This window comes from Psychrobacillus sp. OK032, from assembly GCF_900111345.1.
Taxonomy (GTDB): Bacteria; Bacillota; Bacilli; order Bacillales_A; family Planococcaceae; genus Psychrobacillus.
On the sequence record NZ_FOGY01000003.1, the window covers coordinates 192,696 to 215,046 of the forward strand.

The 22,351-nt window shown below is 37.7% G+C and carries 15 protein-coding genes; 10 read left to right on the forward strand and 5 right to left on the reverse strand.

Translation table 11 applies throughout. The features are described from left to right. Window positions 1-551 precede the first annotated feature (551 nt). On the reverse strand, window positions 552-2,291 hold the full coding sequence (locus BMZ04_RS23055; RefSeq protein ID WP_093267591.1) for an ABC transporter ATP-binding protein: 1,740 nt from the start codon (window positions 2,289-2,291) through the stop codon (window positions 552-554). Between the two features lie 183 nt (window positions 2,292-2,474). Here BMZ04_RS23055 and BMZ04_RS07880 point away from each other — a divergent pair, with 183 nt between their 5' ends. From BMZ04_RS07880 to BMZ04_RS07890, 3 genes are read left to right on the forward strand one after another with little or no spacing between them, the layout of a single operon-like run. Continuing rightward, window positions 2,475-3,851 carry an ABC transporter permease gene (locus BMZ04_RS07880; RefSeq protein WP_093268104.1) on the forward strand — a complete coding sequence of 459 codons (1,377 nt, stop codon included), beginning with the start codon at window positions 2,475-2,477 and terminating at the stop codon, window positions 3,849-3,851. Window positions 3,852-3,870: 19 nt separating this feature from the next. Then, window positions 3,871-5,361 (forward strand): ABC transporter permease, encoded by a 1,491-nt coding sequence (locus BMZ04_RS07885; RefSeq protein WP_093268108.1) that lies wholly within the window; start codon window positions 3,871-3,873, stop codon window positions 5,359-5,361. A gap of 31 nt (window positions 5,362-5,392) precedes the next feature. Continuing rightward, the gene (locus tag BMZ04_RS07890; RefSeq protein WP_093267593.1) at window positions 5,393-7,204 is read left to right on the forward strand and encodes an ABC transporter substrate-binding protein; all 1,812 of its coding nucleotides are present in this window, start codon (window positions 5,393-5,395) and stop codon (window positions 7,202-7,204) included. 60 nt (window positions 7,205-7,264) lie between these two features. Here BMZ04_RS07890 and BMZ04_RS07895 read toward each other — a convergent pair whose 3' ends face one another. Next, window positions 7,265-7,462, reverse strand: coding sequence for a C4-dicarboxylate ABC transporter (locus BMZ04_RS07895; protein ID WP_093267595.1), 198 nt, complete (start codon window positions 7,460-7,462; stop codon window positions 7,265-7,267). A gap of 605 nt (window positions 7,463-8,067) precedes the next feature. Continuing rightward, complete coding sequence (locus tag BMZ04_RS07900; protein WP_093267598.1) at window positions 8,068-8,868, reverse strand: TIGR00266 family protein; 801 nt, start codon at window positions 8,866-8,868, stop codon at window positions 8,068-8,070. A gap of 144 nt (window positions 8,869-9,012) precedes the next feature. On the opposite strand from BMZ04_RS07900, the gene BMZ04_RS07905 reads away from it, so the two are divergent. From BMZ04_RS07905 to BMZ04_RS07920, 4 genes are all read left to right on the forward strand, one after another. Further along, window positions 9,013-10,491, forward strand: a complete 1,479-nt coding sequence (locus BMZ04_RS07905) for an aldehyde dehydrogenase family protein (RefSeq protein WP_093267600.1) — start codon at window positions 9,013-9,015, stop codon at window positions 10,489-10,491. Window positions 10,492-10,505: 14 nt separating this feature from the next. Continuing rightward, window positions 10,506-11,669, forward strand: a complete 1,164-nt coding sequence (locus tag BMZ04_RS07910; RefSeq protein ID WP_093267602.1) for a saccharopine dehydrogenase family protein — start codon at window positions 10,506-10,508, stop codon at window positions 11,667-11,669. Then, window positions 11,666-12,859, forward strand: coding sequence for an acyl-CoA dehydrogenase family protein (locus tag BMZ04_RS07915; RefSeq protein WP_093267604.1), 1,194 nt, complete (start codon window positions 11,666-11,668; stop codon window positions 12,857-12,859). The genes BMZ04_RS07910 and BMZ04_RS07915 overlap by 4 nt, the downstream gene beginning before the upstream one ends. 970 nt (window positions 12,860-13,829) lie before the next feature. Beyond that, entirely contained in the window at window positions 13,830-15,740 is a 1,911-nt protein-coding gene (locus BMZ04_RS07920; RefSeq protein ID WP_093267607.1) for a beta-propeller domain-containing protein, read from the forward strand. Window positions 15,741-16,390: 650 nt separating this feature from the next. Here the strand turns inward: BMZ04_RS07920 and BMZ04_RS07925 are convergent. Continuing rightward, window positions 16,391-17,857: a polysaccharide deacetylase family protein gene (locus BMZ04_RS07925; RefSeq protein ID WP_093267609.1), complete on the reverse strand. Its 1,467-nt coding sequence runs from the start codon at window positions 17,855-17,857 to the stop codon at window positions 16,391-16,393. A 149-nt stretch (window positions 17,858-18,006) separates the two neighbouring features. Between BMZ04_RS07925 and BMZ04_RS07930 the strand changes: the two genes are divergently transcribed. Together BMZ04_RS07930 and BMZ04_RS07935 are read left to right on the forward strand one after the other, a co-directional pair. Next, the gene (locus BMZ04_RS07930; RefSeq protein ID WP_255367851.1) at window positions 18,007-18,750 is read left to right on the forward strand and encodes a threonine/serine exporter family protein; all 744 of its coding nucleotides are present in this window, start codon (window positions 18,007-18,009) and stop codon (window positions 18,748-18,750) included. Between the two features lie 11 nt (window positions 18,751-18,761). Continuing rightward, window positions 18,762-19,211 (forward strand): threonine/serine exporter family protein, encoded by a 450-nt coding sequence (locus BMZ04_RS07935; protein ID WP_093267611.1) that lies wholly within the window; start codon window positions 18,762-18,764, stop codon window positions 19,209-19,211. Window positions 19,212-19,243: 32 nt separating this feature from the next. Here BMZ04_RS07935 and BMZ04_RS07940 read toward each other — a convergent pair whose 3' ends face one another. Next, on the reverse strand, window positions 19,244-21,259 hold the full coding sequence (locus BMZ04_RS07940) for an EAL domain-containing protein (protein ID WP_093267613.1): 2,016 nt from the start codon (window positions 21,257-21,259) through the stop codon (window positions 19,244-19,246). A 146-nt stretch (window positions 21,260-21,405) separates the two neighbouring features. Between BMZ04_RS07940 and BMZ04_RS07945 the strand changes: the two genes are divergently transcribed. Next, complete coding sequence (locus tag BMZ04_RS07945) at window positions 21,406-22,317, forward strand: DMT family transporter (protein ID WP_093267615.1); 912 nt, start codon at window positions 21,406-21,408, stop codon at window positions 22,315-22,317. The last annotated feature ends 34 nt before the right edge of the window (window positions 22,318-22,351 follow it).

Consider the following 22,351-nt stretch of genomic DNA (forward strand, 5'->3'; position numbering starts at 1 on the left):
CTGTTGGCCTCCGCAGGAGTCGCCGCCCTTCCGCTCCAATCCACGAAAATTGCTAGCTAATCAGCGTTACAGTTTTTAAAAAAACTTATGTAGTATTTCGATGTATAGGTATCTAGTAAATGGCTAAGAGCAAACAATCAGTTATGGAAAGCATCCAAATTGCTGGTGAAAGTACCCAATTCTTAAATTAGCAAGTTTACTTGTATTGAGACAACGATAAATAGGAGGTGTTATTCCAATAGCTAGTTGATTGAAGCAAGTTTTATTCTAGTAAATGTTCCACTTATTTGGAGACAGCATTTTCTAATTAGATTTAATAATTATTGCCTAGTGGATCTCATACACATAGATCTCTCATGCTGCAGCCGCCAAATTAGCGAGAAATTCTCATTGATTGAAGCGGAAGGCGGCGACTCCAGCGGGAATAGCATGAGCTGAAAGCCCCGCAGGAGCATAGCGACGAGGAGATTGAAGCCATGCCCGCGGAAAGCGTCCGCCTGGAGCGGAAATCCTGGTGGTCACTTAGTGACGCGAATGAATTATTTTAGTTCTTATTTTTTCGGAATTGCAACCCAATGACCTGTTGACACTTCTACGAGTTCTGAGTTTTGCAATTGATATTTGTCTTTCTCGGTATCCTCTTCCATAAGGCTCCGTTTTTTCTTTGCTTCGACTTTAGGGTCGGGTATTGGAATAGCTGACAATAATGACTTTGTATACGGATGCAGTGGGTTAGCGTATAATTCTTCACTTTCCGCGAGTTCTACGATTTTCCCGGCATACATTACAGCAACCCTATCACTTATATGCTTAACCATCGATAAGTCATGCGCGATAAATAGATAGGTAAGTCCTAAACGATGTTGAAGATCCTCCAATAACTCAACTATTTGTGATTGGATGGAGACATCTAGTGCGGAAAGGGGTTCATCACAAACGATAAAATCAGGTTCTACCGCAAGTGCACGTGCAATTCCGATCCTTTGACGCTGACCACCAGAGAACTCATGTGGATAACGCATCGCGTGACTAGGTTCTAACCCTACCATCACAAGTAACTCTTCCACTCTCTTTTTTCGTTCTTCCTTATTTTTGCTTAAACGATGTATATCTAATGCCTGCCCAATAATATCTAACACTTTAAATCGTGGATTAAGAGATGAATATGGATCCTGGAATATCATTTGCATATGACGGCGCATCGTTTTCATTTCATCTTTGTTAAGTCGGTTAATAGCCATTCCTTGATACAATATGTCTCCATCTGTCGGTTCATGAAGGCGTAATATAGCACGTCCTGTAGTTGACTTACCAGAACCCGATTCACCTACTAAACCTAATGTTTCTCCAGGTTTAATAAAAAAACTAATATTATCTACAGCTTTAAGTACATTACCTTTTCCAACTTGAAAATGCTGTTTCAGTGATTTTACATCTAGTAAAGGTTTCCCTTGTTCAATTTCAAGTGAACGTAAAGAAGGGCGTTTTGGTTTTTTCTTCTCATCTAAGCGAGGAAGCGCGTTTAGCAATCTTTTCGTGTATGTATGTTGGGGATTTTCAAAAATTTCTTCTGTAGTTCCTGTTTCTACAATTTTTCCGTCTTTCATGACAGCCACACGGTCGCACATACCTGCAACAACACCCAAATCATGCGTAATAAGAATGATGGATGTGCCAAAACGTTTCTGCATATCTTTCATGAGATTTAATATTTGCGCTTGAATCGTTACATCAAGAGCTGTCGTCGGCTCATCTGCAATTAGTAGGGCGGGGCGACAAGCTAAAGCGATTGCAATCATTACACGCTGACGCATTCCACCAGAAAATTCATGTGGATATTGATGGAAACGTTCTTCACTGTTTTTTATACCAACGAGCTTCAATAGTTCGATTGCTTGTTTTTTTGCTTCTTTTTTGGAAAATTTTTGATGTTTTATTAAACTTTCTGCTATTTGTTTCCCAATTTGAATCGTAGGATTAAGAGATGTCATTGGATCTTGGAAAATCATACTTATATCGCGCCCGCGGATACTCTCCATTTCTTTTTCCGTTTTGTGTACAAGACTTTCCCCTAGAAATTCAATTTCTCCATTTTTCATATAAGAAGGAGGAGAAGGTAAAAGACGCATGATGGATCTTGCTGTGACACTTTTCCCGCTGCCAGATTCTCCGACAATACCAAGTGTTTCCCCTTTTTTAACTTCAAAACTAATATCTTGTACTGCTTCAAATTCCTTGTCGCTTGTTAGAAATGATACACTTAAATTATTTACTTTTAAAACCGTCTTCACCCAAAACACCTACCCAAATTCTAATTTATAAGAAATACCATTGACTTAATAAAAGTTTGAATCTATACTATACAATACCACTCGGATTTATACAATAAGAGGGGAGATATTCCTGTGGAAACAAAAAGTGAGTCATCGTATAAAATAGGGTTTTCTGAAGTACTTATCTATACATATAGAAAAATGATAAAGCGGAATGCTTTTAAATATTTATTGTACATACTAGGTTTTCCAATACATCTCATTACTCTTCTTTTCTATCGTTCAAAACAGAAAAATGATACTTATTCTTCTATATTAGAAGAAGTAAAAGCATCTTTCATCGCGTCAGGAGTGGAAAATGAATGGAGTAATGAATATAAGGAACAATATATTCGTAAGCAAGCATTCTTTAATAGGCAAGTGAAAGAGCAGGAAATGAATGAAGAGATAAAAAGGTTAATGGAGGAAAAACTTTCCAAACGAGTATTTGAAAAAGCAAATGAAATAAGTAAACAAAAAGGAGTTAGGCAACTAACATATGATACATATTTTCAAAGTTTGCTTGAAAAACCATTCTTTTTATTATTAACTTTCATCCCTGGAATTCTAATGTATTTATTATTAATAATTTATAGTAATCCGTATGTGCAATTTATTTTTGAGCGCTTAATTATGAGTGTCTTTGTTATAGCGGGAGTATCTATCTTAGTATTTACAATTTTATATTTATCCCCATTCGATTCGGCTGCGAATTTGCTGGGTGAAGCGGCAACAAAAGAGCAAATAGCTGCATTCAATCAAATGCATGGATTGGACCTACCGTATTTGTCCCAGCTATGGAATGCACTAAAAGGCATTGCTACGTTCAATTTGGGAGCTTCCTTTACGGGCAATGAGGATGTAGCAACGAGTATTGCAAATAAATTTCCAATAACATTAATCATTGCAGTTTTCTCTTTGTTAATGGCTGTAGTGATTGCGATCCCAGTTGGAATTATTTCTGCAACAAGACAAAATTCATTTTTGGACTATTCTTTTATGTTTATCGCATTAATCGGATTATCGATCCCTAACTTTTGGCAAGGACTTATTTTTATATTAAACTTCTCGATTAAGCTGCAATGGCTACCTGCTACATATAGTCCACAAAACTGGTTATCTATTATTATGCCAGTTATAGTGCTTGGTACTGGTCTTACTGCATCCGTCGCTAGAATGACGAGATCCTCTATGTTAGAAATCATTAATGAAGACTATATCATTACTGCAAAAGCAAAAGGGCTTAATGAGCGACAAGTACTTTGGAAGCATGCAGTAGGGAATGCAATGATTCCGATTATTACAGTTATTGGATTGCTATTCGGGGGAATGCTTGGAGGAGCAGCGGTAACTGAGAAAGTGTTCAATATTAGTGGGATAGGGAGTTATATTGTTGATAAGCAATTTATCCCTGATATTCCGGCTATTATGGGTGGGGTTATATATATTGCTATAACGATATCTTTAGTGAATGTGCTCATCGACATTTTGTATGCGTTTTTCGATCCACGTATTCGATCCAAGATGAAGCAATTGTAAGGAAGAAGTAGGTGTGAAAATGATTTCTCAAAAAAAACATGCATTAAAGGTGTCGAGAGAGTACACCCAAGCAAACTTTGCGTGGATTCTTTCAACAATCGTGACAATGATTCTATTATGGAATAGTTTCAGTTTTAAAGAAGGTAATATAAAAACGAGTGTCTTTTATGTCTTCCTTATTTATGCTGTGTTTACTAGCTTTCAACTGTTTCTTACTTGGAAAATGAAGCGTGATTTATTGAAATATGGTGAAATACAAACGACAACAAGAAAGCTAGGCTACATACAGCTTTTTAGTATAGCAACTGCTAATATTTTCACAGCAGCTTTTGCCTTTAATCTAATAAAAAAGAAGAAAACACCAGAGTACGTGTTTGCTGTGTATATGGTATTAACCCAATTATTTATACTTGCAATATCGTCTTTCAATTTATTTAAACCATATGTAACAGATAGCTTTATACCAGCGATGGGGGCATTAATGCTAATAATGGTTTTCCAAATAATTATGTTGGTGCTCGTAGCAAAATATGTGCAAGCTGGAGCAGCTCCTTCCTGGATGTTAATACCAGCGATACTATTAATAATTACATCACTTACAGGTAATCTATTTAACTTGTTATTAGGCGTAAGTTTAATCGTGAAAATTCGTAGTCATGATCAATCAAGAATAATAAAGTGGAATACGATGTGGGATAAAATTACTCGAAATTCCACCGCTATTCTAGGGATGTTTTTTATCATTCTCCTATTTTCTCTATCAGTTTGTAGTGTATATACATTTGACTATGATATGGCAGTTGAAAATAATTATGGTGCATTACTGCAAAAACCGAGCTTAGAATATCCTTTTGGAACGGATGACTTTGGAAGAGACCTATTTTCTAGAATTATTTTCGGAGCAAGAATTTCACTTCTTGTAGGATTTGCATCTACATTAATCCCAGTTGTAATCGGAGGATTTCTCGGTGCATTAGCAGGATACTACAGCAAGCGTGCAGATAATATTATTATGCGATTACTCGATATTTTGTACGCAGTACCAGGTATTTTACTTGCAATTGCCATTATTGCTGCATTCGGTGCAAATACACTGAATTTAATACTTGCGTTAAGTGTAGGTGCCATTCCAACCTACGCACGAACAATGCGAGCCAATGTTTTAATGGTATCCAATTATGAATTTGTAGAATCGGCGCGTGCACTAGGTTCATCCGATTTTTCGATTATTTTCAAACAAATTGTTCCGAATTCACTTGCTCCAATGATTGTGAAAGCTACATTGACCATTGGTGGAGCAGTGATTGCAACAAGTAGTTTAAGTTTTTTAGGTCTCGGAGTAGAACCACATATCCCGGAATGGGGAAACATTTTGAAAATAGGTAGTACGTATCTAGAGTCGCACTCGTATCTTGCGATAATACCTGGGCTTGCTATTATCGGCCTAGTATTATCATTCAACTTTTTAGGAGATGGACTCCGGGATGCATTAGATCCAAGAATGGATTAAATATAAAATAATTATTTGGGGGTACTTAAGGATGAAAAAAAGTTTACTAGCTATCCTGGTTGCGGTTGTTTTAGTGTTAGCAGGATGCGTAAATACGAAGTCGGATGTTTCTGACAAAGCAAATGATAAAACAGATTCAAAAACAGATCAAAGTGATGTAGTTATGGAGTTATTAGGTATGAGCACTGGTGAAGCAGATATGAATATTGTTCGTGATCAACTGATTAAAAATGGTTTTCAAGTAAAGCTTAATATTCAACCAGATTACGGTAGTTTTACTGCACAAAAAGATGCTGGAAATTATGATCTTGCATTATCTAGCTGGACAACAGTTACAGGTAATCCTGACTACGCAGTACGTTCACTATTCAAGTCAGATGGTGACAATAGTATTATGTCAGATGAGGAAATTGATAAATTAATCGATCAAGCAAGTACAGAAACAGCAGACCAATATACAGACACATACAACCAATTAGAACAACGACTTGTTTTCGACAAAGCGTATATCGCACCACTTTATAACTCATTTAAAGCACAAGGGGTAAATAAAGAAGTACTAAATGTGGATACCGTAAGACTTGCAAAATCACGTGCAATTGCATGGGAATCAATTGATTTTGTAGATACAGCTAAAAGAGCCACAGACCCATTAATAGTGCAACAAGCAATAGGAACATTAACATCATTAGACCCGATTAAAGGAAATGATGGTTCTATTAACACATTAAATACAAATATGTACGTAAGACTTGTTAACTTAACGGATGATGATGTAGTTGTATCAGATGGATCTTTATCAATTAACCATGCAATTGCAGAAGGAAACCAAGATTATTATTTCCTTCTTCGTGACGATATTAACTTTGCTGCAATTACGGATGGAAAAGCGGTAGATTCAGGAGAACGTGTTGGTGCTGACGATGTCGTGTTCTCACTAAACCGCGCAAAAGATAAAGATTCTGTACCTGATCACAGAACATATAGCTTGCATGAAAGTATGCAAGAGATAGAAGTAGTAACTGACCTTTCGGAACTAGAAGTGAAGCAATCTGGAAGCGATGTAACGGTGAAAGAAGCACTTGAAAATGGTTTAGAATCAAAAATTACAGAACTAGTAGAAGATAAAACAGCAGCTGATAATGCAACAGGTAAATACCAAGTGGTGAAAATTACAACTGTAAATCCATTTCCACAAGTGTTGAATTATTTAGCGCATCAATCTGCTGGTATTGTTTCAAAGAAACAAGTAGAAAGCATTAATACGTATGACGTAGCATCATTTGATGTAAATAAAGACATTCCTTATGGTGACCAAAACACAGTGACAGAAGGCGACAAATATAACAATACATTATATGCAAGCGGTCCGTACATCTTGTCCCATAAAAATGACTACGAAGCTGTTTTCCTGAAAAACCCTGCTTACATGCCGGGAACGGAAAATGAAGCTAAAATTTCGAATGTTACTGTTCGATTCATTCAAGATGCTGACAGTTCACTTGCAGCACTTCGTAATGGTGAAATTCATCTATTCAACGGTGTTCCTGAAACAAAATATGATCTAGTAGAAAATGAAAGCAAGTTATTCCTACAAAAAAGCGATAGTAATGCTGTAACATATTTGCTATTCAATACGAAAAATCGAGAAGTATCAAATAGTGAAGACCTAAGAAAAGCCGTATTATATTCCATTAACCAAGATGAAGTTTTAAATTACTACCAAGGCAACAAGAAGAAAGCAGTATCTACTGTTAGTCCACTTGTTGACACAGGAAACGAATTAGTTTCCGATGCAGCGAAAGTACAGGAATTCTTGGATGCTTATAAATCAACTAAATAATATTGTAAAAAAGCTCGATGAAGTAACTCTTCTCGAGCTTTTTTATATCCATCATTTTAGTTATTGCAACATGGGAAGAAAAAATGCAATTGCTCCAAGTACAATGGCAGACCAAGCTAGGAATTTTTGTGGGAATGTTAAGCCGAATAAGCCTAGAACCACTGCAGCGCCGCCAAACCATAATGGATAATAGAAGAACCCAGCGATTGCCAGGAATATCCCTATCCAGCCAATCCAACTACCTAAAGAAGCTTTCATCACAATCACCTCCTCATACTATTCGAAAGAACAATAAGTGCTAAAAATCGACATGAATGTTCTTTTTATAGTATATGAAGGGATGTTCAATAAATAATAAACAATTTGGACGAAAATCATAGAATAATAGCATTTTAGTTTCTCAAACACTAAAAAGAGGGTCTTCTAAAATATTTCATCAAGTTGAAAAGTAAATATCTGGATAAAAGAAGCGCTTTGCAGGTGCAAAGGGGTATTGAATGCATATTGAGTTTACAAAATATACCTAAGCGAGACAAAACCACTGCCCAACGCGACAAACAATCAAGTGAACGCGACAAACTAACCTCCGACCGCGACAAACGACTAGTCCAAAGCGACAAAACCAAAAGCAGAAGCTTTTCACCAAGTTGAAAAGCAATATCTGAATAAAAGGAAGCCCTTTGCAGGTGCAAAGGGGTATTGAATGCATTTAAAATTTACAGAATATACCTAAGCGAGACAAAGCCACCGCCCAACGCGACAAACTAACCTTCGACCGCGACAAACGACTAATCCAAAGCGACAAACTCATTTTCAAATACCAAAAAAGTACAAGCAGTCACACTTGTACCTCGCTTCTAATATTATTTTCCGCCTAAAAGATCGAAAAGTCCGCCTGTGATACTTCCTTCACCTTTTGAGCCACCGCCAGGAGTTTGTGGAGCAGCTGCAAATACGCGGCTCGCTAAACGGCTAAATGGTAGCGATTGAATCCAAACTGTACCTGGTCCACGTAGTGTTGCGAAGAACAAACCTTCTCCACCAAACAATGCAGTTTTTACTCCTTTTACCATCTCGATATTGTAATCCACGTCAGACGTCATCGCTACTAAACACCCTGTATCCACTCGTAAAACTTCTCCTACTTGTAAGCTTTTTCGGTGAATTGTACCACCTGCATGAACGAAGGCTAAACCGTCACCTTCTAGTTTTTGCATAATGAATCCTTCTCCACCAAAGAATCCAGCCCCTAGTTTGCGTTGAAATTCGATGCCAACGGAGACACCTTTAGCTGCAGCTAGAAATGCATCTTTTTGACAAATAATTTTGCCGCGGTATTTGCTTAAATCCATCGGAATGATTTTACCTGGATACGGTGAAGCGAAATAAACATGTCTTTTTCCACTGCCAGTGTTTGTAAATGTAGTCATGAATAAACTTTCACCCGTAAGCATACGTTTACCTGCGCCCATTAATTTTCCCATAAGTCCGCTACTACCAGAAGAACTTGAACCATCGCCAAAAATAGTTTCCATCGAGATACCATCTTCCATCATCATTAAGCTACCTGCTTCAGCAACTACGGTTTCTTTTGGATCTAATTCGATTTCTACAAATTGCATGTCATCTCCATATAATTTGTAGTCAATTTCGTGATTGTTCATGTTTTATTTCCTCCTAGTATTTGAATTAATAATGTATACGAAAAACAAAGTAAAAAGTTTCGCAATTTTAAAGGGATTCAATAGAGATTATCGAATGTATTTATAATGTAAGCATTTTCAATGAATAAGAAAAGAGGTAAACAGATGAAGTTAACTAATTTTATTGATGGAAAATGGCAAGAGGCTGGAGAAGAAAAGTATACAGCGGTTTTGAATCCAGCAAACGGGGAACGATTAGCAGAAGTTAGAATGTCTACAAAAAAAGAGGTGGATCTGGCAGTTGCAGCTGCAGTGAGAGCGCAAAAGAAATGGGTTCTCGTACCAGCTCCAAAACGCGCAGATTATTTATATGAAATTGGTAGATTGATGAAAGAAAAGAAGGAACATCTCGCACAAGTTTTAACAAAAGAAATGGGAAAAGTGATAGAAGAAGGACGAGGAGAAGTACAAGAAGGAATAGATATGGCCTTTTATATGGCGGGAGAAGGACGTCGCCTATTTGGAGAAACGACTCCTTCAGAGCTTGCAGATAAATTTGCAATGTCCGTTCGTGCACCAATAGGGGTAGTCGGTCTCATTACACCTTGGAACTTTCCGGTAGCAATCGCGACGTGGAAGTCATTCCCTGCAATTGTAGCTGGAAACGCTTTCATTTGGAAGCCGGCTACGGAAACGCCAATGATGGCCTATGAGATGGCGAAAATATTTGAAGAAGTCGGATTACCACCGGGAGTTGCAAATGTCGTTTTTGGTTCTGGTTCAGAAGTTGGTACAGCGATGATCGAACATCCTGATGTGAAGGTTATTTCGTTTACAGGCTCTACAGAAACAGGAAGTAAGGTTGCGGAGCTTGGAGGTAGACATTTAAAGAAAGTATCGCTTGAAATGGGCGGGAAAAATGCAGTTATCGTTATGGATGATGCAGATCTTCATCTAGCAGTGGAGGGTATTTTATGGAGTGCATTTGGAACAGCGGGTCAACGTTGTACGGCATGTAGTCGAGTGATTGTGCATAAAGATGTAAAGAGTGAGTTAGAAAACATGCTGCTTGCACAAATGGAAAGTTTAACAATCGGGGATGGTTTAGATGAAACCGTTAAAATTGGCCCTGTTATTAATAAACAAGCACTTGAGAAAATACATTCCTATATAAAAATAGGAAAAGAAGAAGGAGCTAAATTGCTGGTTGGAGGACATGTACTAGCAGATGGAGATTTAGCAAAAGGTAATTATTATGCTCCTACATTATTCACGGATGTCACTTCGAATATGCGAATTGCACAAGAAGAGATTTTCGGTCCAGTAGTTTCCCTTATTGAGGTCAGCTCGCTAGAAGAGGCGATTGAAGTAAATAATGGAGTGAAATTTGGATTATCGAGTTCGATTTTTTCTCGAGATGTAAACAATGTTTTCCGTGCACAACGTGATCTAGACACTGGAATTGTTTATGTCAATGCAGGAACGACAGGTGCTGAAATTCACTTACCATTTGGAGGAACGAAAGGGACAGGAAATGGGCATCGAGATTCTGGAGTAGCAGCACTTGATGTGTATACAGAATGGAAAAGTATTTACGTAGATTTTAGTGGGAAATTGCAACGCGCACAAATAGACACAGATTAATAGGGGGTACTAACATGAAGGTTGCTATATTAGGTGCAGGTTTAATGGGGAAAGAAGCAGCACGTGATTTAGTAAAAAGTCCTAATGTGGAGAAAGTATTAGTATGTGATTTAGATGTCGGACAAGCAAATATGTTTAGAGAAAAACTCCAAAACTCTAAGATTGAAGTTTGCAGATTAGATGCAAGTGATGATGAAAATATACGACAAATTATGAAAAGGTCGGATGTTATCATCAATGCACTTTTTTATACATTCAATGAAAAAGTAGCAAGGCTCGCGGTAGAGGTTGGCGTACATTGCATCGATTTAGGTGGTCATATAGGTGGTGCAACGGATGCAGTACTTTCACTTCATAGAGCAGCGCAAGAAAAAGGAATTACCCTTATTCCAGATCTAGGAGTAGCACCTGGCATGATTAATATTCTAACTGGATACGGAGCAAGTAAACTGGATCAGGTGGAGGGAATTCATCTATATGTTGGTGGCATTCCGGTAGAACCAGAAGGAATTTTTGGATATAATATTGTCTTTTCACTGGAAGGGGTATTCGACCATTATACGGATCGTTCTCATGTGGTGCGTAATGGAAAACTTCAAGAAGTAGAATCTCTTTCAGAAATTGAACCAATTTTCTTTAAAAACTACGGAGAGTTGGAAGCATTTCATACCGCTGGTGGAACATCTACATTAAGCAAATCTTTTCCAAATGTAGATACATTGGAGTATAAGACGATTCGGCATAAAGGGCATGCAGAGAAATTTAAACTGCTAGTGGACTTAGGATTGACGAATAAAAACACGGTCGTCAATGTAAAAGGTAATTTGGTGAAGGTTCGCGATGTTTTAAAAGAAGTGTTAACGCCACAATTACTACTAGGTGATAAAGAGGATGTTGTTTTACTAAGAGTCATCGTGACGGGCGTAGAAAATGGGGAAAATGTTACGTATACGTATGAATTGGCAACGAAAAAAGATCGAATATCTGGGACAACCGCAATGGCAAGGGCGACAGCTAACACGATTTCAGTAGTTGCACAAATGATTGGTAATAATGTCATTACAAAACGAGGTGTCTATCCTCCAGAACTAATCGTACCCGGGGAATTATATATTAGAGAAATGGCCGCTCGTGATGTGAATATTGTAGAAACAGTTTTAAGAGGTGAACGCGTATGAACTTTGAATTCCAAGAGGAACATCAATTACTTCGTAAAACAGTCAGACAATTTGTAGATCAAGAAATAATTCCTAATATAGCAAAATGGGAAGAACAAGGTGCATTTGATAAAAATGTCTGGAAACGTTTAGCGGATCTTGGATTGATGGGAGTTTGTGTTCCTGAAAAGTACGGTGGGAGCGGCATGGATTATAATTCGCTTGCGATTGTATGTGAGGAGTTAGAGCGTGGGGACACTGCGTTTCGTACTGCTGTTTCCGTGCATACCGGATTAAATTCGATGACACTAATGCAGTGGGGAACAGAACAACAAAAACAACGGTATTTAACTCCTCAAGCAAAAGGAGAGAAAATAGGAGCTTTTGGATTAACAGAGCCAGGAGCAGGTTCTGACGTCGCGGCAATGTCAACGGTCGCAGTGCGTGACGGTGATGACTATGTGTTAAATGGACAAAAAACATGGATCTCCCTTTGTGATATAGCAGACCATTTTATTGTATTCGCCTATACGGACAAATCGAAAAAGCATCATGGAATAAGTGCATTTATCGTAGAACGAACGATGACTGGTTTCTCTTCGAAAGCTATTAAAGGAAAATACGGCATCAAATCTGGTAATACAGGAGAATTATTTTTTGACCAAATGCGTGTACCAAAAGAAAATCTACTAGGCGAAGAGGGAGAGGGCTTTAAAATTGCGATGTCAAGTCTTGATAATGGTAGGTTTACCGTTGCAGCAGGAGCAGTCGGACTATCCCTTGCGTGCTTAGAGGCAAGTGTGAAGTATTGCCATGAGCGTGAAACCTTTGGAAAAGAAATAGGTCAGCATCAGCTTGTCCAGCAAATGATCGCAAAAATGGAAGCAGGCCTTCAAATGAGTCGTTTACTTGTGTACCGAGTTGGAGAATTGAAAAATAAAGGGGTACGAAACACCAGGGAAACGTCTCTTGCAAAATGGCAAGCATGTGATTTTGCCAATAAAGCGGCGGACGATGCAGTGCAAATTCACGGTGCATATGGCTATTCAGATGAATATCCGGTAGCGAGATATTTGCGTAATTCGAAAGCTCCTGTTATTTACGAAGGAACAAGGGAAATCCACACAATTATGCAAGCGGAATACGTACTTGGATACAGAGAAGATAAAGTACTTTCACAAATGCTTCCGAAATGGCCGTTTGAGGAATAGTAACTGATTAGAGCTATTTAATATGTTTCTAAAATAAAGGCACGAAGAAAATTATTTCTTTTTCTTCGTGCTTTTTTAATTGCTTTAGAAAGGATAAAAATTTGGGTATGTGGATAACTTTTTCTTAACAATATTAAGGGAAATCATTATTTATAGATACTGCGTCGTAAGAAGTGTCCGCTAGGATTTCCGCTGCAGGGCGGACGCTTTCCACGGGCACGGCTTCAATCTCCTTAGACCAACAGGATGTTGGTCACGAAGGCGTTGCCACACGATGTGGCGCACTTAGTCTTCGTTCCACTGTGCGTTCCTGCGGGGCTTTCAGCTCATGCACCTGCCGCTTCGCTTTCGGTGCAGAAAACATCTGCTATTCCGGCAGGGGGAGCATTTATTAGCATAAAGTTCGTTTCATTCAGCTATTTATTGTAATAAACCCCCGTATTCATCGCCTTCTCACTTCAAATAAACTTGTTAGATATAAAAATGGTTGCTTTCACCAGTTATTTGTCTGCTCTCGTGTTAATTTAGTTGCTTTCCGAATAGAATTGATTACTTTCAACTACTGTCTTATTGCCCTTATTCATTTATCGCATTTTATTTCCAAGAAATACTACATAAGTTGGAATTAAAAACAGTGGAGCTAATTAGTTAGCAATTTCTTTTGGATTGGAGCGGAAGGGCGGCGACTCCTGCCGGATGAGTGAGACAGATAAGACATCGCAGGCGAACGCGTAAGCGTCGGCGATGGCTTATCGATCACCCGGCGGAAAGCGTCCGCCCTGCAGCGGAAATCCCAACGGTAACTTCCCTATGACGCAATATATCTATATTGCGCGAGCTATTATTAGATGGAAGCCGTGGAAAACAAAAAATACATAAAGGTACTTCATTTTTTATTGAAATATTGTGAAACCAATTGTAGAAATTTCAGTCTAATGGATTAACAATGAAATAAGAAAGGAAGATTAACATGAAAAAATGGCTTATTTCTATTATTGCTTTTGTTTTAATAGTCGGGATGGCAGGTGCATTTTATTTTTCTAAAACAGAGATAAGTGCACAACGAAACATGTCAACTAATCAACCATTTAAAGAAAGCGATGAAATCCAAACTGTCCAATCAAAAGAGCAATTGAAAGCCTATTTTGAAAAGGTAAGAGAACTCCAAAAGAAACAAAATAATGGAGCAGCTATAACAGAAGAAACTGCAAGTACAATGGAAGCCAAAGATTCCTCCGGTGGCCAAGGGGGAGATTACTCTACTACGAATAACCAAGTAGAAGGTGTTGATGAGGCGGATACAGTAAAAACAAATGGCACGCATGTATTTTCACTAAGTGAAAATAATGTGGTCATCGTAAACGTAAAAAATCCAAAGCAGATGAAAGAAGAAACGGCAATCCCTTTTACAAATGATTTTTACCCAACAAAGTTATTACTTTCAGATCAAACTTTGATAGTTATAGGTCAGAAGAATGTGTTTCGTACGCTGGAGCTAGAAAGTACAAAAACGATGGATAGCCTTATGATGCCAATGGATTCAATGACAACTGTATATTTCTATGATATATCGAATCCTGCATCACCAATACTAAATCGGGAAATTGCCACAGAAGGATATATGAATGGTGCAAGAATAACAAATAATACATTGTATTATGTAACTAATGTCTATCCGAAATTCTGGGCAATGGAAGAGAATGCAGATGCTGAGTTACGCCCATTTACTTACGATTCCAAATCCGATGAGGAAGCAAAACCGATGAGCTATGATAGTATCGCGATCCTTCCAAGCTCAATGGAAGGAAACTACAGTATTATTTCGGCTATCAATGTATCCAATCCATCAGAAAATGAAGTAAAAACGAAGGGATATCTTGGTGGTAGTGAGCAATTATACATGTCAAAAGATAGCCTATACTTAACTTCTACTATTTATGAGCAGAATAATTCCAATGCGAAAAAAATGATATGGAATCCTGGGGAAATGGACACAGAAGTATTTAAGTTTGCATTAAACGAAACATCTGTAAAATTCATTGCATCGAGCCGTTTAACAGGAACGATATTAAATCAGTTTTCGATGGATGAGCATAACGGTTATTTCCGCGCTGTAACAACAAAAGGAAATAGTTGGGATGAAAACAAAGTATCCGAAAATAATTTATTTATACTTGATGACAAGATGAAAACAGTAGGCTCGTTAACAGGTCTAGCTAAAGATGAACGAATTTATTCTGCAAGATTTATGGGAGAAAAAGCATATATGGTGACGTTCAAAGAAACGGATCCATTATTTGTTATCGACGTAGCAAAACCAACCGCACCAAAAGTATTAGGGGAACTAAAGATTCCAGGGTTTAGTAATTATCTACATCCGTTAGATGAAAATCATTTAATTGGATTCGGCTATGAAACAATAGTAGATACTCAATCGGGTGGTAAAGAACCAGTTATTATGACGGGAGGGATGAAAGTTTCCCTGTTCGATGTAAGTGATTATGCGAATCCGAAAGAAGTGGATACGGAAGTAATTGGAGGCCAAGGGACTTACTCTCCTATTCAATATGATCACCATGCATTATTCCAGCACAAAGAAAAAGGTTTATATGGATTTCCTATTTCCATTTATGGAAAAGGGAAAGAATATGCAATGTTTAAGCAAGATGGTGCATTAGTGTATGAAATTACACCTGAAAATGGAATTGTATTAAAAGGAGATTTATTAAACCCAGAAAATCCTGCACAAGCATACGAAGATTGGGAAAGCAGCATCCAGCGAATGATTTATGTGGAAGACTCTTTATACACAATTGCCATGAAAGAAATAAAAAGCTACAATTTAAACTCGTTTGAACAATTGAGTAAAATGACATATTAATATAAAAAGACTCCAAAGGCCAACAATGCTTTTGGAGTTTTATTTATGGTTTAGGAATATAAATTGTAGATTAGTTTTACTGTAAAATAAAGCATGCCACTTTTTAATGGAGCGTAATATAGGGATAGTGCGCAAATTACTTGAATAGTGACCGCAAGCCTTCGTGCAATGGCAAAAAGCATCCGCTAGATTGGTTTGTCGCGTTCAGCAGTCGACATGTCGCTTTCGAGATGGTTCTTGTCGTGTTCGAAGTGTGGTTTGTCGCGTTCATGGCATGTAATGTCTCGTTTGACCATTTATTGGAAATTTAATTCAGCAAATATTGCATATGACTGAGTTTAATACAGTGACTCTGATTAGTTAGCAATTTTCATGGATTGCAGCGAAAGGGATGCGACTCCTACGGAGGCCAACAGGATGTTGGTCACGAAGGCGTTGCCACACGATGTGGCGCACTTAGCCTTCGTTCCTCCGGTGAGAAGATGAGTCATCGCAGGCGAACGCGGTAGCGTCGGCGATGGCTCATCGCTCCCCCCGTGGAAAGCGACCGCCCTGAAGCGGAAATCCTAGCGGATAATATGTCAAGACGCACTATTCCTAAATGTTGAACTATCTTTTTTTATTGCGCTTTTGTTAGTGAAAAAAGTAATTTAATTGGCGTCACTGTTCAACTCTGATACAGTCACAAACGAATATCCTTCTCCTTGCAAGTAGGCAAGCACTGCATCAAGTCCCTCTGCCGTAGACATATGTATATCATGCATTAAAATAGTAGAACCTCCCTTCACATGCTTTTTAACATGCGTAAGTAAATGATTTGCATTACGATATTTCCAATCGAGCGTATCCACATCCCACAAAACGACCGGAAGGGAAGTTTGAGCACGGACTGAATTATTTACAGCCCCGTACGGCGGGCGAAATACGGTTGGTTTAGTTCCAGTGGCTTGTTCGATTGCATCACTCGTATTATTAATCTCTAAAGCAATTTTTTCAGAAGAAGCCTTAGTTAAATCTAAGTGATTCCAAGTATGGTTGCCTAACTCATGTCCTGCCTCATGCATTTCTTTTACAATCTCAGGATAGAAAGAAACACGACTTCCAAGCATAAAAAACGTAGCTTTTGCATTATACTTCTTTAGTGTATCGAGTATTAATGTAGTTGATTCAGGAGTCGGTCCATCATCAAATGTAAGTGCAACTACTTTTGGTAATGAATTTACTACTGAATCTTTAGTTTGTATGCCGCCTATAGGTATTTCATTTTCCTTCCCCGATGTCGTTGGGGGTGGTTGGATAGCCACCTTTGGAAGCTTAAAACTGTCGGCTATAATCTCGTTCATATCCTCTAGTGGTATAGAAACAACCTTAGATCCCGCAGCAACAGCTGCAATCTCATAGTTATCATAATAAAATTCAATCGTGTCCTTCTTTAGAGAAAAGTTAGAAAAGTTATCCCAGGTGGGCACTGTTTTTTCTTCCAATTGTTCTTGAAGTAAGTAGGGCATCAATTCATTATCAGATAGTATGTATTCCCTTACTTTTGTAGCAAGTTTTACAAGCGACTTTTCATTGTTTGCAAGCAAGTCATTTATAGTGAGCATATGGCCAGATTGATTATGTAAGCGGTATGTTCTCGTTTCAGTTAAACCGTTTGTTCCACTTTTATTCATGTATGAATGAATTACAAATGAATAGTAGCCAGTTGTATGTTGAAAAACTTCAAAAGAAATATTCAACTCGCCACTGCGATGTATATTCGACTCATTTAAATAATCTGTTTCGTTTAAATATAATGTTTTCATATTATTTGTATAAGCTTTTACAATGTCATTGAATTCTGGAACATTACTTTGTGGATATTGAATTGCATATGGGGTTTTTTCGTCGTTTGACGTTTCCGTAATAATACGAATTCCTGGATATACTGAATCGCTTTGATTGATTTGTTCTTTCGAATTAGTTGGAAGGTTAGCCGATACTACTTCTTTTTCTTTTTTTGCAGGATTGGAAAGCATCAGAAGAAAAAACATTAAACTACTTAATGCAAGAATAATAATGATAAATGTAATATCAATCCAACGTCCCCTTTTTTTTGATCTTGGATGCGTGGACATGGTGATGATTCTCCTTTTCTAGTACTTATCTATTATATTAAATTAGACGGATAAATAGGGAATAAAGTTTTAGTTTTCATTGTATTTATTTCCAACGTCCGATAAGATTATCGTAGCTGAATTTCACTTAACAAAGGAAGGTGTTCCGAGTGGCGCAAGACTCCGAATTAGCTGTTGAATGTTGTTTACTTGCAGGTCGATTAATGATGGAAAGTGGAGCGGAGACGTACCGAGCGGAAGATACAATGGATCGGATGGCAATTTCGCAGCAACTAACGAAATCACAAAGTTTTGTCACACCAACAGGCATCATTTTTGCGGGAAGTAATAGCCTACCAACTAAACTAGTCAGGATTAGCAATCGTTCAACGGATTTAGAAAGAATAGCGCTAGTAAATAGCGTCTCAAGAAAGCTGGTTAACAAAGAAATTACACTGCAAGAAGCGTATTCAGAGTTAGTTAGCATTGAAAAAGAACATAAAACGCTACCATTATGGTTACAAATAGGAGCAGCATCGGTTGCATCTGCTGCATTTCTTTTGTTATACGGCGGTACATTCAAAGACGTTCCCACTGCTTTGGTAGCTGGAGGTGTTGGATTTTCTATTTCAATCCTGTTAGAAATGAAAACAAGAGTAAAGTTTTTTGCGGAATTTTTAGCGGCACTATGTGTTTGTTTGATCGCCATTTTTTCTGTTACGTGGGGATTAGGTAATGATATCGATAGAATAATTATCGGTTCTGTTATGCCACTTGTTCCGGGATTACTTATTACGAATGCTGTACGTGATTTAATGGCAGGTCATTTTGTTTCCGGTGTATCAAAAGGAGCAGAAGCGTTTCTTACTGCTTTTGCCATTGGCGCAGGGGTTGCATTAGGGTTGTCATTTTAGGAGGGGTAGTTATGTCGTATTGGATGCAAGGGATATTAAGCTTTGCTGCAGCAGCTGGATTTGGCATTATATTTAATGCGCCGAAAAAGTCACTTTTCTATTGTGGAATTGTTGGTATGACAGGCTGGCTTGTATATTCTTATGTGGATGATTTAAGTAATGATCCAGCAAAATCCTCATTCGCTGGTGCATTCACGGTTGCTTTCGTTGCACATTTGATGGCCAAAAAATTTAAAATGCCAATGATAATTTTCAGCGTTGCGGGTATTATTCCATTAGTTCCAGGGGGATCTGCCTATAATGCAATGCGAAATGTGATAGAGAAGGATTATAGTGTTGCAGTGGATTATGGATCCGTTGCTCTTATCGTCTCGGGTTCCATTGCGATGGGTTTAGTTTTTGCAGAGATTATTACGCAATTATCGGTGAAAGTAATAGGAAGACTCAAAGTAAAACCGTGAAGATTAGTATTATCTCCACGGTTTTTTTGTTTCTATTTTAAAAGTGCTTCGACGTCTTCGGCTGGAATTGGTCGGCTTATATAGTATCCTTGAACGGAATCGCAGCCCATTTGTTTTAACAAGGCATATTGTTCTTCTGTTTCTACACCTTCCGCCACAACATCCACATCTAAAGATTGTCCAAATTGGATTAAACCTTGGACAAGCTTTTGTAATCTCTCTTGCTGCATAATAGAACTCACAAATGATTTATCAATTTTTAATTTGCTAATCGGAAGAAGTTGCAAATACCTAAGCGACGCATATCCGGTTCCGAAATCATCCAAAACAAAAACAACCCCGTCTTGCTGTAGCGTCTGCATTTGTCCAATAATCGACTTTTCAGCTTCCGCCTCGAGTGCGAACTTTTCTGTAAATTCAATTTGTAATAGCTTCGGTGAGCAATTGTACTTATCTAAAATGGTGCGAATTGTTTTCACCATGTTTTTATCACGGAATTCCCGAATGGATGAGTTAAAGCTTACTTTAATTGGTATCCCTTTTTGTTGCCAAATAGCGGCTTGTTCACAAACCTTTTCCAGCATAAAAGAACCAATTTTATTAATTAACCCTGTTTCTTCCGCGATAGGTATTAACTCCTCGGGAGAAACAATTCCAAGTACATCATCATCCCATCGGACGAGCGCTTCTACTGCTGTAATTTTATTGGTTAATAAATCTTTTTGTGGTAAATATAGAACATGAAGGTCTTGTTGATTTAAAGCTTCTAATAAACGTTTTTCTATTTGTGCACGACGAGTAAGTTTGTGATGGTCAGATGGGGAAAGGTTGGCAATCATGCCACCGCCTTCTAATTTCACTTTTTGGATTTTCGTATCAGTAGCTTTCAGTAAGTGCAAATAGGTTTGTTGATCCTCCGGGTATCTAGTAATGGCTCCACTGACTGTAATAGGAACAACTTTATTGTCTAGATAGATCGGGTTTTGTTTTAAATACTGGATAAATCCTTGTATGTACCATTCACCTAATGTTGTAATAATAGCAAATTCATCTCTTCCAGCTCTAGCAACAATGGATTCTTCAAAATAGATTTTCAACCTTTTAGTAAACTCATTTAATAATTGAGATTCTGTTTGATCGTTGAATATTTCTTTTAAAGTATAAAACTGATCGATACTTAGGAAAACAAAGGAAAAGTATTTGTCGTTTTGAATGAATTCATTCACCAATTCTTCTAAACGATGCCTACTCATTAGACCTGTTTCCGTATCTACATAAGCAATTTGTTCAAGGCGCGTTTGTATTAATTTCTTTTCTGTAATCTCTTCTTCCAATAACAAATGGTATAGTGTATTATTCTCCGTATTAGTAATTGGAAGTGCGATTAAATTAACCCAATAGCTTACCCCGTCTTTGGTAATTTTTTCGACGGTATCTTGGAAAATTTGTCCTTTTTGCAAAGTGTCTATAATTTTGTCCGCAATGGCAATATGATGAGAGGAATTAGGGAATAACTGCCAAAAAGTCTTTCCGATAATTCGTTTTGGTGTCCAATTGCTTCTTTTTAAAAACATTTCATTTGCGTGTAGGATTAAACCTTCTTGGTCTAAATAAGCAACCATAAATGATTTTGATAATCCTTTTTTTAATAATTGCAGCTCTGCAAAAGAAGATGATTCTGTATCTTGTATTGTATTAGATTCAATTTGGAAGAAAACATAGTAGTCATCGTTCAGAAGGATCGATTTTGCGACAATAGATGTTTTCATGGGGTGTCTATCTTTTGAGTAAAGGATGACGGGACTGAAGCGAACTGGATCATCTTGATGTAGGATTGATTCCCAATTTGCAGTTAAATGCCCATAGGTGTGCTCATTAAACAAGGGTGCTCTTGGTCCTTGTAAATCTTCTAAATGATATCCGAATTGCTTTTCGGCTTCCCTGCTCCACCAAATAATTTGACCGTCCCTATTTGTCATAAAAGTTGGGAACGGCAAATGACTAAAAACAGTGTTACTTAAATCTAATAATTCATCTTTAAGATACATATAAACGGCCCCTTTAAATAATTTATATTCATTATATAAAATATACATAAAATAGTCATTAAAATAGAGCAATTTATTCATTGATTAATAATATTAGGGTATAAAGTAATGGGTATATGTGAGGGTGGAAAAGAGGGAATGTGAGAATGGAACGATGGAAGGGCATTATTTTAATTATTATTGGTTCGATATTGTGGGGAGCATCGGGACCAATGATGGAGTGGATATTAAAAGAAAGTAACTTATCTGTTCCTTTTTTTCTTACAGTCCGCTTAATTGTAGCGGGAGTTTGTCTACTAGTATTTTTAAGAATAAGAGGAAAGCCCATTTTTTCTATTTGGAAAGAGCAAAGTTGGTTAAAGCAATTGGTCATTTTTGGTGTTTTCGGGATGCTCGGTGTTCAGTACACATTTGTTGCGGCAATCGAGGCAAGTAATGCGTCTATTGCAACCTTACTTCAATTTTTGGGACCTATTTATATTGTGATATATATTTCGTGGAAGAGCAGGTTGTTTCCTCCAAAATATCAGATCATTGGTATTATTGGAACGCTTGTTGGATTGTTTTTATTACTAACAAACGCCAAATTTGATCAGTTATTAATCAGTAATGAAGCTCTCGTTTGGGGATTAGCAATCGGTGTTGCTTTTGCCATTTATACGGTGTACCCTGCAAGGCTTATGAAAGAATGGGGAGTGCTTATCGTCGTTGGCTGGGGGATGTTAATAGGAGGCTTTGTCCTAGCCGTCATCTCACAGATTTGGCGTTCGGATGAGTGGGGAGAGCTCACTAATTACCCAATTAACTTAATGACGATGATCATTATTCTTGTTGGAACGATTGCATTTATACTCTTTTTAACTAGTATGAAGTACATATCCCCAGTAGAAACTAGTATTCTGTCCAGCATGGAACCATTAACCGCTATGGTCATTTCGGTTATTTGGTTAGGACAAGTTTTTGGAGCTTGGCAATATGTCGGTATAGTTGTCATGATCTTATTTGTCACATGGCTTTCAATCGCTGGTGAAATTAAATGGAAACGAAAAGATGGCTAATGGAGGCCATCTTCTTCTATATGTAGGGACCGTG